Source organism: Klebsiella pneumoniae subsp. pneumoniae HS11286 (genome assembly GCF_000240185.1).
GTDB lineage: Bacteria > Pseudomonadota > Gammaproteobacteria > Enterobacterales > Enterobacteriaceae > Klebsiella > Klebsiella pneumoniae.
The window spans coordinates 4,642,673-4,657,601 of record NC_016845.1; the positions used below are offsets into that span (position 1 = coordinate 4,642,673).

General features: G+C 60.2%; 15 protein-coding genes. 10 read left to right on the forward strand and 5 right to left on the reverse strand.

The window, feature by feature from the left end; all coding sequences use genetic code 11:
- Positions 1-2: 2 nt before the first annotated feature.
- A complete protein-coding gene (locus tag KPHS_46190; protein ID YP_005228919.1) occupies positions 3-1,670 on the reverse strand; it encodes a glycerol dehydratase in 1,668 nt (555 codons plus the stop codon).
- 293 nt (positions 1,671-1,963) lie between these two features.
- Between KPHS_46190 and KPHS_46200 the strand changes: the two genes are divergently transcribed.
- From KPHS_46200 to KPHS_46230, 4 genes are read left to right on the forward strand one after another with little or no spacing between them, the layout of a single operon-like run.
- Positions 1,964-2,512, forward strand: a complete 549-nt coding sequence (locus KPHS_46200; RefSeq protein YP_005228920.1) for a DhaG protein — start codon at positions 1,964-1,966, stop codon at positions 2,510-2,512.
- A 21-nt stretch (positions 2,513-2,533) separates the two neighbouring features.
- Positions 2,534-3,697 carry a 1,3-propanediol oxidoreductase gene (locus KPHS_46210; RefSeq protein YP_005228921.1) on the forward strand — a complete coding sequence of 388 codons (1,164 nt, stop codon included), beginning with the start codon at positions 2,534-2,536 and terminating at the stop codon, positions 3,695-3,697.
- Positions 3,698-3,717: 20 nt separating this feature from the next.
- Positions 3,718-4,071 (forward strand): glycerol dehydratase-reactivation factor, encoded by a 354-nt coding sequence (locus KPHS_46220; protein YP_005228922.1) that lies wholly within the window; start codon positions 3,718-3,720, stop codon positions 4,069-4,071.
- The gene (locus KPHS_46230) at positions 4,072-4,602 is read left to right on the forward strand and encodes a cob(I)yrinic acid a,c-diamide adenosyltransferase (protein YP_005228923.1); all 531 of its coding nucleotides are present in this window, start codon (positions 4,072-4,074) and stop codon (positions 4,600-4,602) included.
- Here KPHS_46230 and KPHS_46240 read toward each other — a convergent pair.
- A complete protein-coding gene (locus KPHS_46240) occupies positions 4,580-6,505 on the reverse strand; it encodes a glycerol metabolism operon regulatory protein (protein YP_005228924.1) in 1,926 nt (641 codons plus the stop codon). The two genes, KPHS_46230 and KPHS_46240, sit on opposite strands and share 23 nt — an antisense overlap.
- Positions 6,506-6,606: 101 nt before the next feature.
- On the reverse strand, positions 6,607-7,704 hold the full coding sequence (locus KPHS_46250) for a putative glycerol dehydrogenase (RefSeq protein ID YP_005228925.1): 1,098 nt from the start codon (positions 7,702-7,704) through the stop codon (positions 6,607-6,609).
- 269 nt (positions 7,705-7,973) lie between these two features.
- Between KPHS_46250 and KPHS_46260 the strand changes: the two genes are divergently transcribed.
- From KPHS_46260 to KPHS_46300, 5 genes are all read left to right on the forward strand, one after another.
- Positions 7,974-8,159, forward strand: a complete 186-nt coding sequence (locus KPHS_46260; protein ID YP_005228926.1) for a hypothetical protein — start codon at positions 7,974-7,976, stop codon at positions 8,157-8,159.
- A gap of 155 nt (positions 8,160-8,314) precedes the next feature.
- The gene (locus KPHS_46270) at positions 8,315-9,385 is read left to right on the forward strand and encodes a dihydroxyacetone kinase subunit DhaK (protein YP_005228927.1); all 1,071 of its coding nucleotides are present in this window, start codon (positions 8,315-8,317) and stop codon (positions 9,383-9,385) included.
- A 10-nt stretch (positions 9,386-9,395) separates the two neighbouring features.
- Complete coding sequence (locus KPHS_46280; protein YP_005228928.1) at positions 9,396-10,028, forward strand: dihydroxyacetone kinase ADP-binding subunit; 633 nt, start codon at positions 9,396-9,398, stop codon at positions 10,026-10,028.
- Between the two features lie 10 nt (positions 10,029-10,038).
- Complete coding sequence (locus KPHS_46290) at positions 10,039-11,460, forward strand: dihydroxyacetone kinase subunit DhaM (protein YP_005228929.1); 1,422 nt, start codon at positions 10,039-10,041, stop codon at positions 11,458-11,460.
- 75 nt (positions 11,461-11,535) lie between these two features.
- Positions 11,536-13,185 carry a putative dihydroxyacetone kinase gene (locus KPHS_46300; RefSeq protein ID YP_005228930.1) on the forward strand — a complete coding sequence of 550 codons (1,650 nt, stop codon included), beginning with the start codon at positions 11,536-11,538 and terminating at the stop codon, positions 13,183-13,185.
- Between the two features lie 155 nt (positions 13,186-13,340).
- Here the strand turns inward: KPHS_46300 and KPHS_46310 are convergent, their stop codons facing one another.
- Both KPHS_46310 and KPHS_46320 read right to left on the reverse strand, forming a co-directional pair.
- Positions 13,341-14,117, reverse strand: coding sequence for a putative enzyme, ferredoxin reductase-like, FAD-linked, NADP-linked (locus KPHS_46310; RefSeq protein YP_005228931.1), 777 nt, complete (start codon positions 14,115-14,117; stop codon positions 13,341-13,343).
- A 154-nt stretch (positions 14,118-14,271) separates the two neighbouring features.
- Positions 14,272-14,388, reverse strand: coding sequence for a hypothetical protein (locus KPHS_46320; protein ID YP_005228932.1), 117 nt, complete (start codon positions 14,386-14,388; stop codon positions 14,272-14,274).
- Here KPHS_46320 and KPHS_46330 point away from each other — a divergent pair.
- Positions 14,355-14,909, forward strand: coding sequence for a PadR family transcriptional regulator (locus KPHS_46330; RefSeq protein YP_005228933.1), 555 nt, complete (start codon positions 14,355-14,357; stop codon positions 14,907-14,909). The genes KPHS_46320 and KPHS_46330 overlap by 34 nt on opposite strands.
- Positions 14,910-14,929: the final 20 nt, after the last annotated feature.

The following is a 14,929-nucleotide window of genomic DNA, read 5'->3' on the forward strand; positions in this document are numbered from 1 at the left end:
CCTTATTCAATGGTGTCGGGCTGAACCACGCCCGGAATATTTTTGATCTCCGCCCAGCGTTCGGCAGAGATGCGATAGCCGGTGCCCGGCCCCTGATAGTCATTGATGTCGTTGACCGCACTCACCACCTCGAACTGCCGATCGAGAATGGCCGAGGTCTGCAGGTAATCGCCGGTGACCCGCTGGCGCAGCATATTGAGAATATTGCTGGCGATATCCTCAAAGCCGCTGCGGCTCAGCGCGCCGACAATATCGAGGCCGGTGATGTTGCGCTTCATCATCTCTTCCACCGCACTCAGATCCTCCACCACGTTACGCGGCGGCATCTCGTTGCTGCCGTGCGCGTAGGTGGCGGCCTCCACCTCCTCGTCGGCGATTGGCGGCAGCCCCAGCTCGCGGAAAACCGCCTGGATCGCCCGCGCCGCTTTCTGGCGAATGGCAATGGTTTCCGCCTCGGTCACCGGACGCAGGCCGCCGTCAACCATCAGGTCACGCTGCAGGATGTTGTAATCATCAAAATCTTCCGCATCGAAGTTCGAGCCGGCGAACATGTTGTCGTAGTTCGGCACCGCGCTGTAGCCGGAGAAAATAAAGTCGGTGCCCGGCAGCATCTGCATCAGGGTGCGCGCGGTGCGGCGAATATCCGAGTGGGAGAAAGTCTGGTCGTTGGCGGACGCCACTTCGAGGTCGAGCATAGAGGCGATCAGGTTTTCCGCCAGCACCGCCCGAATGCCCGACGGCACAGCGCCGGTCATGCCGATACAGCTCACCGCGCCGTTTTGCAGCCCCTGAACCCCGGCGCCTTTGGTAATGAAGATGCAGCGCGATTCGAGGTAGAGCATCGACTTGCTCTCCGAATAGCCCATCAGCGCTTCGGATCCGGTGCCGGAGGTGTAGCGCATTTTCAACCCGCGGGAGGCGTAGGCCGAAGCGAGGAACGCCTTTGACCACGGAGTATCATCGCCGTCGGTAAATACCGCTTCCGTGCCGTAGACCGACACCGTCTCGGCGTAGCTGGTTAAGCCACGCATGCCCAGCTCCAGCTCGGTGGCCTCTTCCACCGAGCACTGCGTCAACACGCCGGGACGGCCGCACTGCGAACCGACCAACAGCGCCAGGGCGTTAAACGGCGCATAGCGCGCGATACCGACCGTGGTCTCCTGTTCTGAGAAGCCGCGGATCCCGGCCTCGGCGGCGTCAGCGGCAATCTGCACCGGATTATCTTTGAGATTGGTGACGTGGCACTGGTTGGAGGGGGTCCGGCGGGCACGCATCTTCTGCAGCGCCATCATCATCTCCACCACGTTCATCTGCGCCATCACCTCGACCGCTTTGGCCGGCGTGATGGCGGTAGTGATGGCAATGATCTCCTCCCGGCTGACGTGAATATCCACCAGCATGCGGGCTATTTCCACCGCCTCCAGGCGCATTGCCTGCTCTGTGCGCTCAACGTTGATCGCGTAATCGGCGATAAACCGGTCGATCATGTCAAACTGGTCCCGGCGTTTGCCGTCCAGTTCGACGATCAGACCGTTGTCCACTTTTACTGAAGAGACCGGGTCAAAGGGGCTGTCCATGGCGATCAGCCCCTCTTCAGGCCACTCGCCAATCAGCCCGTCCTGATTGACGGGGCGCTGGGCCAGTACTGCAAATCGTTTTGATCTTTTCATTGTTCATCGGCTCAAAAGGTGAAATCCGCAGACGGTAGCGAATACGCCGGGCCAGCGTCGTTGCCGCCCGGCCATTACCGGCAATAGCGGAACTTTAAATGAGCCAGTGGTGAAAAAAATAAATTTAATTTCGTTTCAATTTGGCACACGAAATCTACCGACAGTTTCACTATGAAACTTTACTCCGCCGGCAAAAATAAAAAATGTGATCGCCCGCAATGATATAAATCAATTAATAAAAAACGCCCTTAATTACGTTTTGCCGACGCTATTTTAACCCTATTGACTAAATCATGGCGGGCGACAAAATAACGCTGACAAAAATAAAGCAAGCCAACCGAATGGTAATAGTTTTTTACTATCGCCCCCTACTGACTATTCGCGCCAGCGTTATCCTGGTGCGGGAGAGAATGATGAACAAGAGCCAACAAGTTCAGACAATCACCCTGGCTGCCGCCCAGCAAATGGCGGCGGCGGTGGAAAAAAAAGCCGCTGAGATCAACGTGGCGGTGGTGTTTTCCGTGGTTGACCACGGAGGCAACACGCTGCTTATTCAGCGGATGGACGAGGCCTTCGTCTCCAGCTGCGATATTTCCCTGAATAAAGCCTGGAGCGCCTGCAGCCTGAAGCAAGGTACCCATGAAATTACTTCAGCGGTCCAGCCAGGACAATCTCTGTACGGTCTGCAGCTAACCAACCAACAGCGAATTATTATTTTTGGCGGCGGCCTGCCAGTTATTTTTAATGAGCAGGTAATTGGCGCCGTCGGCGTTAGCGGCGGTACGGTCGAGCAGGATCAATTATTAGCCCAGTGCGCCCTGGATTGTTTTTCCGCATTATAACCTGAAGCGAGAAGGTATATTATGAGCTATCGTATGTTTGATTATCTGGTGCCAAACGTTAACTTTTTTGGCCCCAACGCCATTTCCGTAGTCGGCGAACGCTGCCAGCTGCTGGGGGGGAAAAAAGCCCTGCTGGTCACCGACAAAGGCCTGCGGGCAATTAAAGATGGCGCGGTGGACAAAACCCTGCATTATCTGCGGGAGGCCGGGATCGAGGTGGCGATCTTTGACGGCGTCGAGCCGAACCCGAAAGACACCAACGTGCGCGACGGCCTCGCCGTGTTTCGCCGCGAACAGTGCGACATCATCGTCACCGTGGGCGGCGGCAGCCCGCACGATTGCGGCAAAGGCATCGGCATCGCCGCCACCCATGAGGGCGATCTGTACCAGTATGCCGGAATCGAGACCCTGACCAACCCGCTGCCGCCTATCGTCGCGGTCAACACCACCGCCGGCACCGCCAGCGAGGTCACCCGCCACTGCGTCCTGACCAACACCGAAACCAAAGTGAAGTTTGTGATCGTCAGCTGGCGCAACCTGCCGTCGGTCTCTATCAACGATCCGCTGCTGATGATCGGTAAACCGGCCGCCCTGACCGCGGCGACCGGGATGGATGCCCTGACCCACGCCGTAGAGGCCTATATCTCCAAAGACGCTAACCCGGTGACGGACGCCGCCGCCATGCAGGCGATCCGCCTCATCGCCCGCAACCTGCGCCAGGCCGTGGCCCTCGGCAGCAATCTGCAGGCGCGGGAAAACATGGCCTATGCTTCTCTGCTGGCCGGGATGGCTTTCAATAACGCCAACCTCGGCTACGTGCACGCCATGGCGCACCAGCTGGGCGGCCTGTACGACATGCCGCACGGCGTGGCCAACGCTGTCCTGCTGCCGCATGTGGCCCGCTACAACCTGATCGCCAACCCGGAGAAATTCGCCGATATTGCTGAACTGATGGGCGAAAATATCACCGGACTGTCCACTCTCGACGCGGCGGAAAAAGCCATCGCCGCTATCACGCGTCTGTCGATGGATATCGGTATTCCGCAGCATCTGCGCGATCTGGGGGTAAAAGAGGCCGACTTCCCCTACATGGCGGAGATGGCTCTGAAAGACGGCAATGCGTTCTCGAACCCGCGTAAAGGCAACGAGCAGGAGATTGCCGCGATTTTCCGCCAGGCATTCTGAGTGTTAACGAGGGGGCCGTCATGTCGCTTTCACCGCCAGGCGTACGCCTGTTTTACGATCCGCGCGGGCACCATGCCGGCGCCATCAATGAGCTGTGCTGGGGGCTGGAGGAGCAGGGGGTCCCCTGCCAGACCATAACCTATGACGGAGGCGGTGACGCCGCTGCGCTGGGCGCCCTGGCGGCCAGAAGCTCGCCCCTGCGGGTGGGTATCGGGCTCAGCGCGTCCGGCGAGATAGCCCTCACTCATGCCCAGCTGCCGGCGGACGCGCCGCTGGCTACCGGACACGTCACCGATAGCGACGATCATCTGCGTACGCTCGGCGCCAACGCCGGGCAGCTGGTTAAAGTCCTGCCGTTAAGTGAGAGAAACTGAATGTATCGTATCTATACCCGCACCGGGGATAAAGGCACCACCGCCCTGTACGGCGGCAGCCGCATCGAGAAAGACCATATTCGCGTCGAGGCCTACGGCACCGTCGATGAACTGATATCCCAGCTGGGCGTCTGCTACGCCACGACCCGCGACGCCGGGCTGCGGGAAAGCCTGCACCATATTCAGCAGACGCTGTTCGTGCTGGGGGCTGAACTGGCCAGCGATGCGCGGGGCCTGACCCGCCTGAGCCAGACGATCGGCGAAGAGGAGATCACCGCCCTGGAGCGGCTTATCGACCGCAATATGGCCGAGAGCGGCCCGTTAAAACAGTTCGTGATCCCGGGGAGGAATCTCGCCTCTGCCCAGCTGCACGTGGCGCGCACCCAGTCCCGTCGGCTCGAACGCCTGCTGACGGCCATGGACCGCGCGCATCCGCTGCGCGACGCGCTCAAACGCTACAGCAATCGCCTGTCGGATGCCCTGTTCTCCATGGCGCGAATCGAAGAGACTAGGCCTGATGCTTGCGCTTGAACTGGCTGGCGTCAATATCGTACTGCTTCATTTTGCGCCACAGGGTGGTGCGGCCGATATTGAGCAGCTGCGACATCTCCTGCACCCGCCCGCTGGTCACCCGGGCGGCGTGAATAATAGCTTCCTTTTCGATGGCGCTAAAGGTCAGGCTGGCCGGCAGCAGCGATGACGCGCTATCCCCGCCCGGCCGCTCGGAAAAGAGATATTCCGGCAGATTACTCAGGCGAATGTGGCCGTTGTCGCTGCTGATGGCGATATTCTCAATGACGCTATTGAGCTCAAAATCATTCCCCGGCCACGAGTAGGCCACCAGCTGCGCCAGCGCGTCATCGTCCACTTTCAGTCGCGAAGAGAAACGCTTCTCCAGGCTCTTCAACCGGTTATGCACCAGCGACGGAATACTGTTGCGTCGGGCGCGCAGCGGCGGGATGACGATCTCAAAGGAGTGCAGCGCATAGTACAGCTGGCGGCTAAAGCGGTTCTGTTCCACCAGATTGGCCAGATCGACGGTGGTGGTGGCAATCACCTTCACATCCACCGGGATCAGGCGCCGGGCGTCGAGGCGGGTGAGCACGCCCTGCTTAATTACCTGCAGCAGGGCCGACTGCAGCTCCGGCGCCAGATACTCGATCTTTTCCAGAAACAGGGTGCCGCCGTTGGCCAGCTCAAGGCGGCTCAGGCGACCATTTTCATCGTCGGTAGGGGCGCTGCCCATAAAGTCCTGGCCAAGCACGCTGTCGGCATATAGCTGGCAGTTGACGGCGATGTAGGGGCCGCCCGCCCGTTCGCTTTCATTGTGAATAGCCTGGCTCAGCAGCTCTTTCCCGACCCCCTCTTCGCCGCACAGTAGCACCGGGAAGCCGCCGCGCGCCGCCTGGCGGCCAAAGTGGATCAGGCGTCGGGTTTCCGGATCGTCGGCAGACATCTGCTCAAAGGTGTGGCTAACTTTACCGAGCTGGCTGGTCATCAGCTGCCGCATCTGCTCCACCGGGTGCAGCAGCAGAATAAAACTGTTGCCTTGCGCCTCGACAATCGGTTTTAAGGTGATCACCGCGTCGACAAACTGATGCTGACTTTCAAAGGTGACTTCGACGTGATTCAGGCCGCGGGCGTGTTTGATGGCGCGGCGCAGCAGCGCCGGGAGGGTCACCAGATCGGCGATATTTTTCCCCTGGCTGGCCTGAGCATCAAGATGCAGCAGTCTCGCCGCCTGAACATTGAGAAACTGCAGCACGCCCTGTTCGTTCCACGCCATCACCCCATCGTCCATGCTCTCCAGCAGGCCGTACATCTGATTGAGGTGGCGGTTGGATTCCGCCAGCAGGCTGTCGGTAAGCAGGGAGTTACCCACCTCGCGGGCGATGGCCAGCGTCAGGGAGAGGTCGGCGCTGGACTGGTGCTCGACCAGACAGCAAAGCGAGATAGAGCCGAACAGCCGCCCGTGGTTATCAAACACCGGCGTCGAGCAAAAACTCCATGGCTGTAGCGCCTGCTTAAAATGCCGATCGCCGGCGGTGTTGATCGGCTGGCCCTGCATCGCGGCCAGCGACAGCGCGCAGGTGCCGATAATGCTCTCCGCACAATAGCTGCCGTCGCGAAATCCCAGGGCAGCCAGCTGGGCCAGGGTTTGCGGCTCGCCGCAACGGCTCAGGATGCAGGCGGACTCATCAAGAATAAACAGCGCGCAGGGGCGACCGTCCATAAACTCCCAGGCGTCTTCCAGCGCCGCCTGGCCGATGGTCAGCAGCGCGGTTTTACGCCGACAGATGGAGTCGAAGGTCAGGCCCTGGGCCTGGTGCGGCGTTTGCCAGGTTTCGCGCTGCATAAACTTGCTGCAGCGGTGCCATGACTGGGCAATGACGGAAGAGACCGCCTTCCCGGTATCCTGAGTCTGAACAGTCATATCCTTTTCCGCGTTGTACCATAGAGAACCCCTCCGGCAGCGACTGCCGGAGGGGAGAAAGAAAAACCGCTGACCTGGGCCAGCGGTTTAGCCACCGCGAATTAACGCGCCAGCCACTGCTGGCCTAACAGATCGGCGGTGAGGATAGCGGCATGGACGCTCTCCGGGGTCACCGCAAACGGCATATTATGGATGGTTTCCCCTTCCGCGCAGGTAGCTTTCGCCACCGCGGCGATTTTCTCGTCGATCCCCTCTTTGACGCCCATCTGCGCGAGCGTCACCGGCAGGCCGACGCGCTGGCAGAAGCCCAGCACCGTTTCAATCTCGTCCATCGGGCTGTTCTGCAGCACCAGCTGCGCCAGGGTACCGAAGGCCACTTTCTCACCGTGATACAGGTGATGGCACTCTTCAAGAATGGTGAAACCGTTGTGGATTGCATGGGCAGCGGCCAGGCCACTGCTTTCAAAGCCAATGCCGCTGAGGTAAGTGTTCGCCTCGATGATGCGCTCCAGCGCTTCGGTCACTACCCCGGCCTGCGCCGCCAGACGGGCCTTTTCGCCCTCCGCCAGCAGCGTATCATAGCACAGGCGGGCGAGGCTCAGCGCCGCCTCGGTGGACTGTCCTCCGGCCATGCTGGTGGCGCGCGCATCGTAGCAAGCTTTGGCCTCGAACCAGGTGGAGAGCGCATCGCCCATGCCGGAGACCAGCAGGCGTACCGGCGCTTTGGCGATAATCGCCGTGTCCATCACCACCATATCCGGGTTTTTCGGATAGATCAGATACTCTTCAAACTCGCCCGCTTCGGTGTAGATCACCGACAGCGCGCTGGTCGGCGCATCGGTCGAGGCGATGGTCGGGATCACCACCACCGGCAGCTTCTGGTAGTAACCGATCGCCTTCGCGGTATCGAGGGTTTTACCACCGCCGATCCCGACCACGCCGCGGCAGCCCTGTTTTTGCAAAATCGCCATCAGACGGTTGATTTCCGCATGGCTGCATTCACCGTTAAACCGTTCCGCATGGCAGCGAATATCGTGGCTCTGCAGGCCATTCACCACTTTCTCTCCCGCCAGCTTCATTACGAAATCGTCGGCGATGACGAAGAAGCTCTCCGCCAGGTTTTTGGCATATTGACCGAACAGAACAGCAGCATCAGGACCCTGAAGATATTTGGCTGGAGATTGAATAACTTTTAGCATTCCTTTCACCCTCAAATAAGTGCGCATGTAGACATGATGAGCCCTGGCGTTATCCGCGCCGGCCAGTGAAGCGCGGCCTGAACGGAGCGTACCGGAGCAGTGCGATCACTGTAGGGCCGGCAGGGAACAAAAAAATCTTTCGCCTTTTTGTTCTGATATGAAACACAGGTTAATTTTTTACGTTCCATATTGGAACAAAAAACCCTAGTCTCTGTCAGGATTGCGATCCCGATCCGCTCCTTTGCCGCATAATGCCCTTGCAATCCTCCGTGTTTGACCGCCTTTTCTCCCGCAGTCGGCAGAAAATCAGCAAAAAATTTTTTCCCACCCGCTTCGCCAGCTATCCTGACCGCCGCTTATGGCAGAAGAAAAAAAGCGCGCCAGCTCGCATTTTCACCATATCCTCGGCAAAAACGTTCCATAAAGAAACAAAATCAGGAAGCAATGTTTCGTAATGAAACCCGATCGTCGGGGCATTCTTTTTTTCGTCCGCTCAGCCAGAATCATCATATCGCCAGGCACGCTCCACCGTCAGACGATACCCCTACGCGATGACTGCCTCCGCCAGCAGAGAGGCGGCATCGAACCTTCTCCAACGGAGCACTGAATAATGAAAAAGCTGATTAACCGTGTTGAAGATGTACTGAATGAACAATTACAGGGGCTGGCTAAAGCCCATCCGCAGCTGACCCTGCATCAGGACCCGCTGTATGTGACCCGCACCGACGCGCCGGTGGCTGGCAAGGTGGCCCTGCTCTCCGGCGGCGGCAGCGGACATGAACCGATGCACTGCGGCTATATCGGCCAGGGCATGCTCTCCGGCGCCTGTCCGGGAGAAATCTTCACCTCGCCGACGCCGGACAAAATGTTTGAATGCGCGATGCAAATTGACGGCGGCGAAGGCGTCTTGCTAATTATCAAAAACTATACCGGCGACATCCTGAATTTTGAGACCGCCACCGAGCTGCTGCATGAGAGCGGCATTAAAGTCACCACCGTGGTGGTCGACGACGACGTGGCGGTGAAAGACAGCCTCTATACCGCCGGTCGTCGCGGCGTCGCCAACACCGTACTGATCGAAAAACTGGTCGGCGCCGCCGCCGAGCGCGGCGACTCGCTGGAAGCCTGCGCTGAACTGGGCCGCCGCCTGAACAATCTCGGCCACTCGATTGGTATCGCCCTCGGCGCCTGCACCGTACCGGCTGCCGGGCAGCCCTCCTTTACGCTGAAAGATGACGAGATGGAGTTCGGCGTCGGCATTCACGGCGAGCCGGGCATCGACCGCCGCCGCTTCAGCTCGCTGGACCAAACCGTCGATGAGATGTTCGATACCCTGCTGGAAAACGGCGCTTACAGCCGCACGCTGCGCCAGTGGGATACCGTCAAGGGCGCGTGGCAGGAAGTGCAGCAGAGCAAAACCGCGCTGCAAAACGGCGACCGGGTTATCGCGCTGGTTAATAACCTCGGCGCCACTCCGCTTTCCGAACTGTATGGCGTGTATAACCGCCTTGCCCAGCGCTGCGAAGCGTCCGGCATCATCATCGAACGCAACCTCATCGGCAGCTACTGTACTTCGCTGGATATGGCGGGCTTCTCCATCACTCTGCTGAAAGTGGATGACGAGACGCTGACGCTATGGGACGCCCCGGTTCACACCCCGGCGCTGAACTGGGGAAACTAAGGAGCACGACATGTCACTGAACAGAACGCAAATCGTCGACTGGCTGTACCGCTGCGGCGATATTTTCACCAAAGAGAGCGATTTTCTCACCGGCCTCGATAAAGAGATTGGCGACGCCGACCACGGTCTCAATATGCACCGCGGTTTCAGTAAAGTGGTCGAAAAGCTGCCGTCGATTGCCGATAAAGATATTGGCTTTATCCTCAAAAACACCGGCATGACGCTGCTCTCCAACGTCGGCGGCGCCAGCGGCCCGCTGTTCGGCACCTTCTTCATTCGCGCCGCGCAGGTGACCCAGGCCCACCAGAGCCTGACGCTCGACGAGCTGTACCTGATGATCCGCGAAGGTGCGGACGGTGTCGTCAATCGCGGCAAAGCGGAGCCAGGGGATAAAACCATGTGCGACGTCTGGCTGCCGGTGGTGGACTCCCTGCGCCAGTCCAGCGAGCAGCACCTGTCGATCGCCGCCGCGATGGATGCCGCCTGCGAAGTGGCCGAGCGTGCGGCCCACGCCACCATCACTATGCAGGCGCGTAAAGGCCGCGCCAGCTATCTCGGCGAGCGCAGCATCGGACATCAGGATCCCGGCGCGACCTCGGTGCTGTTTATGGTTCAGATGCTGGCCGCCGCCGCCAAAGAGTAAGGAAATCGCGATGGTAAACCTGGTTATTGTTTCTCATAGCGCCCGGCTGGGCGAAGGTGTCGGAGAACTGGCCCGGCAGATGTTAATCAACGATGGCTGCAAACTGGCGATCGCCGCCGGGATCGACGATCCCGACAGCCCGATCGGCACCGATCCGCTTAAAGTCATGGAGGCGATCGAATCCGTGGCCGATACCGATCACGTGCTGGTGATGATGGATATCGGCAGCGCGTTGCTCAGCGCCGAAACCGCCCTCGATCTGCTCGATCCGGCGATTGCCGCGAAGGTGCGACTGTGCGCCGCGCCGCTGGTGGAAGGGACGCTGGCGGCCACCGTCAGCGCTGCCTCCGGCGCCGGGATCGACAAGGTGATCGCCGACGCCATGAGCGCCCTGGAGGCCAAGCGGGTTCAGCTGGGTTTACCTTCGCCAACTTCTGACGCCGCGCCGGAGCCGATGCTTGCCGACGACGGCGACACAAAATCGGTGTCAGTCATTATTAACAATCACAACGGCCTGCACGTGCGTCCGGCGTCGAAGCTGGTCGCCGCGCTGGCGGGCTTTAACGCCGATCTGCTGCTGGAGAAAAACGGGAAGTGCGTCAAACCGGACAGCCTCAACCAAATCGCGCTATTGCAGGTCCGCCGCAACGATAAGCTGCGCCTGCTGGCCCGCGGTCCGGATGCCGACGCGGCGCTGGCGGCGTTTCAGGCGCTGGCCGCCGATAACTTCGGTGAATCGCCTGCGGCGCAACCGGCAGCGGCTCCGGCAACGCCCGAGCGCGTCGAAGGCGCTGCCCTGCGCTATCCGCTGGCCCTGATCCAGCCGCTCCGCCCGGCTGCCGCCGATGCCGCCCGCGAGCAGCAGCGCCTGCGCCAGGCCATTGACCAGACGCTGGCGGATCTTATCGCCCTGACCGAGCTGGCGGAAAATAAATTTCACGCCGATATCGCGGCGATCTTCGCCGGGCACCACACCCTGCTCGACGATGACGATCTGTTTGATGCCGCCAACGATCGCCTGCTCACCGAACAATGCACGGCGGAATGGGCATGGCATCAGGTGTTGATGGAGCTCAGCCAGCAGTATCGCCAGCTGGATGACCCCTACCTGCAGGCGCGCTATATCGATATCGAAGATATTTTGCAGCGCACCCTGCGCCATCTGCAGGGCGTTCAGGAGAGAGTGCCGACGCCCGGCGAGCCAACAATTATTATTGCCGACAACATTTATCCCTCAACCGTCTTACAGCTGGATGCCAGCTTCGTTAAAGGCCTGTGCCTGCGCGATGGCAGCGAACAGGCTCACGGCGCGATTATCGCCCGCGCGGCGGGGATCGCCTGGCTGAGCCAGCAGGGCGAGGCGCTGAACAGCGTGCAGCCCGGCGAGACTATCGTGCTCGATATGCGCCACCAGCGCCTTATCCGTGACTAAAATTCACGTTGACCGTTACCGCTCCGGGGGCCTGCCTCCGGAGGGTGAGTTTTCGCTTACTCTTCAGGAACCACTATGTCTCAATTCTTTTTTAACCAGCGCGCCAGCCTCGTCAACGATGTGATTGAGGGTACCATTATCGCCAGCCCGTGGAATAACCTCGCCCGTCTGGAGAGCGACCCGGCGATCCGGGTGGTGGTCCGTCGCGATCTGAATAAAAACAACGTGGCGGTGATCTCCGGCGGCGGCGCCGGCCATGAACCGGCGCACGTCGGCTTTATTGGTAAAGGCATGCTGACCGCCGCGGTCTGCGGCGATCTGTTCGCCTCGCCGAGCGTCGACGCGGTGCTCACCGCCATTCAGGCAGTGACCGGCGAGGCGGGCTGCCTGCTGATCGTCAAAAACTACACCGGCGATCGGCTTAACTTCGGTCTGGCGGCGGAGAAAGCGCGCCGACTCGGCTACAACGTGGAGATGCTGATCGTCGGCGACGATATTTCGCTGCCGGATAACAAACAGCCGCGCGGCATCGCCGGGACCATTCTGGTGCATAAAGTGGCGGGCTATTTCGCCGAGCGCGGCTTCAACCTCGCCACCGTCCTGCGTGAAGCGCAATACGCCGCCAGCCATACCGCCAGCATCGGGGTGGCGCTGGCCAGCTGCCACCTGCCGCAGGAAGCCGACAGCGCGCCGCGCCATCAGGCCGGTCACGCCGAGCTGGGAATGGGCATCCACGGTGAGCCGGGCGCCTCGACGATCGCCACGCAAAACAGTGCAGAAATCGTTAACCTGATGGTGGAAAAACTGACCGCCGCCCTACCGGAAACCGGCCGCCTGGCGGTGATGCTCAATAACCTCGGCGGCGTGTCGGTGGCTGAGATGGCGATTCTGACCCGCGAGCTGGCCAACACCCCGCTGCAGGCGCGCATTGACTGGTTAATAGGCCCGGCCTCGCTGGTGACGGCGCTGGATATGAAAGGCTTCTCGCTGACCACCATCGTGCTGGAGGAGAGTATTGAGAAAGCGCTGCTTTCGGATGTGGAAACCGCCAGCTGGCAGAAGCCGGTGCAGCCGCGGACTATCAACGTCGTGCCGTCCACCCTCGACAGCGCCCGGGTGGATTTTACGCCCTCGGCCAACCCACAGGTGGGCGATTACGTGGCGCAGGTGACCGGCGCCCTCATCGATCTTGAAGAACATCTCAACGCGCTGGATGCCAAAGTAGGCGACGGCGATACCGGCTCCACCTTCGCCGCCGGGGCGCGCGAAATTGCCGAGCGGCTCGAGCGTCAGCAGCTGCCCCTGAACGATCTGCCAACGCTCTTCGCGCTGATCGGCGAACGCCTGACGGTGGTGATGGGCGGCTCCAGCGGGGTATTGATGTCTATCTTCTTCACCGCTGCCGGGCAGAAGCTGGGGCAAGGCGCCAGCGTGGCCGAGGCGCTGAACGCCGGTCTGGAACAGATGAAGTTTTACGGCGGCGCCGATGAGGGAGACCGGACGATGATCGACGCTCTGCAGCCGGCCCTGGCGGCGCTGCTGGCCGAACCGGAGAATCTGCAGGCCGCTTTCGCCGCGGCGCAGGCCGGGGCGGATCGCACCTGCCAGTCAAGCAAAGCCGGCGCCGGACGCGCGTCCTATCTCAACAGCGATAGCCTGCTCGGCAACATGGACCCCGGCGCCCACGCGGTGGCGATGGTGTTTAAGGCGCTGGCGGAACGCTAAGCCTTCCCCGGTGGCGCTGCGCTTACCGGGGCGATGTAACACCGCCGAATAGCAGGTCGGGTAAGGCGTAAGCCGCCACCCGACAAAAAACGGCACCGCCGGTAGCCCGGATAAGGCGCGACGCGCCGCTATCCGGGTTTTACCACGATGGCTTTTTACTTGCTGTGCCAGTACGCCTGGGAACGCACCAGCTGCTGATCGATGCTCTCGTCTTCAAAGCGCGCCAGCAGCGATTTCACCACCGCGCCTTCGCCGGTCAGCCAGATAAAATAATCCTCCGCCGGCACCTTCACCTGCGCCAGACGCTCGGCGACGAAGGCCGGATTGTGGCCCACCACCCACTCGATGTTAAAGCCGTCGAGATCCGCCAGATAATCTTTATACGACGCATCGGCGATAGTAACGATGGCCGTCACCTGCGGCCTCGCCGGCAGCTGGCGTAATCCCAGCAGACGACGGCGCAGCGCCGGCATGCCGGACTCATCGCAAACATACAGCTGCCAGGCATAATCTTCCGGCACCACCAGCGAGCCGCGCGGGCCGCCGATCACCAGCTTATCGCCCACTTTTGCTTCCAGCGCCCAACGGCTGGCGATACCGCCATCGTGGATATAGAAATCGTAAGCCAGCTCGTGACGTTCGGCATCGTACAGCGGCGTATAGTCGCGGGTGGCAGGCCGCACGCCTTCCCCCCAGTCAATCCCCTCCTCGGTCACCTGCGGCGGGGTAAATGCCGCGCCCGGCTCGGGGAAAAAAAGCTTGGTATGGTCGTCAAAGCCGTGAGAGGCGAAGCCTTCCAGCGCCTCGCCTCCCAGCACGATACGCTGGAACGCCGCGCCTGCGCGCTCCACGCGCAGCACCGTCAGCTCACGGAAACGCAGCTCATTGCGGACACGCTGCGGGTACTTGTCTGCTTTGGTTTTTGTCATCATCGATTGCCTTCGTGAACGGTAAATAGATATATCTAAACTTGATGCAAATGATAATGATTGCCAACTAAAAAGAATGCAAGTCTTTTTTTGATATAGTCAAAACAAACCGCATCAAAATCCACATCCAGAAAACAATCACATATATATCAACACCTTAAAAAATAAATAGCAACCAGCATTGCGAACATTCATTTTTTAGATATAAATTAGATATATCAAAAACAGCAGGAGGTAACCATGCGACATCATCATGAAGAAGGGCGTGGGCCACGCGGGCGCCACGGTGATCCCAGCGAACACGGCGACCATGGCCGCCGCGGCGGCGGACGTCGCCAGCGTTTCTTTGGCCACGGCGAACTGCGGCTGATCATTCTGGATATCCTCAGCCGCAGCGCCAGCCATGGCTATGAGCTGATCAAAGAGATCGAAACGCTTACCCAGGGGAACTACAGCCCCAGCCCGGGGGTGATCTATCCGACGCTGGATCTGCTCCAGGACCAGGGCCTTATCAGCGTGGAAGACGACAACGGACGCAAGAAAATCCTTATCAGCGAGGAAGGAAAACAGCTGCACGCCGAGAACCAGGAGCACCTGGCCCATATCCAGGAGCGCCTGCAGGCGCGGATGGTCGGCTGCGAGCTGCGCCGGGATCCGCAGATGAAGCGCGCGCTGGAAAACTTCAAAGCGGTCCTCGACCTGAAAGTGAACCAGCAGGCCAGCAGTGCCGCCCAGCTCAAGCAGATCATCGGCATTATTGACCGGGCGGCGATGGAGATCTCTCAGCTCGACTAAGCCTCTTTTTTCACCACCGG

Bases quoted from the DNA above. Each gene is read 5' to 3' on its own strand.
- KPHS_46190 (YP_005228919.1), bottom strand. From the start codon at position 1,670: ATGAAAAGATCAAAACGATTTGCAGTACTGGCCCAGCGCCCCGTCAAT.
- KPHS_46200 (YP_005228920.1), top strand. From the start codon at position 1,964: ATGGCGGGCGACAAAATAACGCTGACAAAAATAAAGCAAGCCAACCGA.
- KPHS_46210 (YP_005228921.1), top strand. From the start codon at position 2,534: ATGAGCTATCGTATGTTTGATTATCTGGTGCCAAACGTTAACTTTTTT.
- KPHS_46220 (YP_005228922.1), top strand. From the start codon at position 3,718: ATGTCGCTTTCACCGCCAGGCGTACGCCTGTTTTACGATCCGCGCGGG.
- KPHS_46230 (YP_005228923.1), top strand. From the start codon at position 4,072: ATGTATCGTATCTATACCCGCACCGGGGATAAAGGCACCACCGCCCTG.
- KPHS_46240 (YP_005228924.1), bottom strand. From the start codon at position 6,505: ATGACTGTTCAGACTCAGGATACCGGGAAGGCGGTCTCTTCCGTCATT.
- KPHS_46250 (YP_005228925.1), bottom strand. From the start codon at position 7,704: ATGCTAAAAGTTATTCAATCTCCAGCCAAATATCTTCAGGGTCCTGAT.
- KPHS_46270 (YP_005228927.1), top strand. From the start codon at position 8,315: ATGAAAAAGCTGATTAACCGTGTTGAAGATGTACTGAATGAACAATTA.
- KPHS_46280 (YP_005228928.1), top strand. From the start codon at position 9,396: ATGTCACTGAACAGAACGCAAATCGTCGACTGGCTGTACCGCTGCGGC.
- KPHS_46290 (YP_005228929.1), top strand. From the start codon at position 10,039: ATGGTAAACCTGGTTATTGTTTCTCATAGCGCCCGGCTGGGCGAAGGT.
- KPHS_46300 (YP_005228930.1), top strand. From the start codon at position 11,536: ATGTCTCAATTCTTTTTTAACCAGCGCGCCAGCCTCGTCAACGATGTG.
- KPHS_46310 (YP_005228931.1), bottom strand. From the start codon at position 14,117: ATGATGACAAAAACCAAAGCAGACAAGTACCCGCAGCGTGTCCGCAAT.
- KPHS_46330 (YP_005228933.1), top strand. From the start codon at position 14,355: ATGCGACATCATCATGAAGAAGGGCGTGGGCCACGCGGGCGCCACGGT.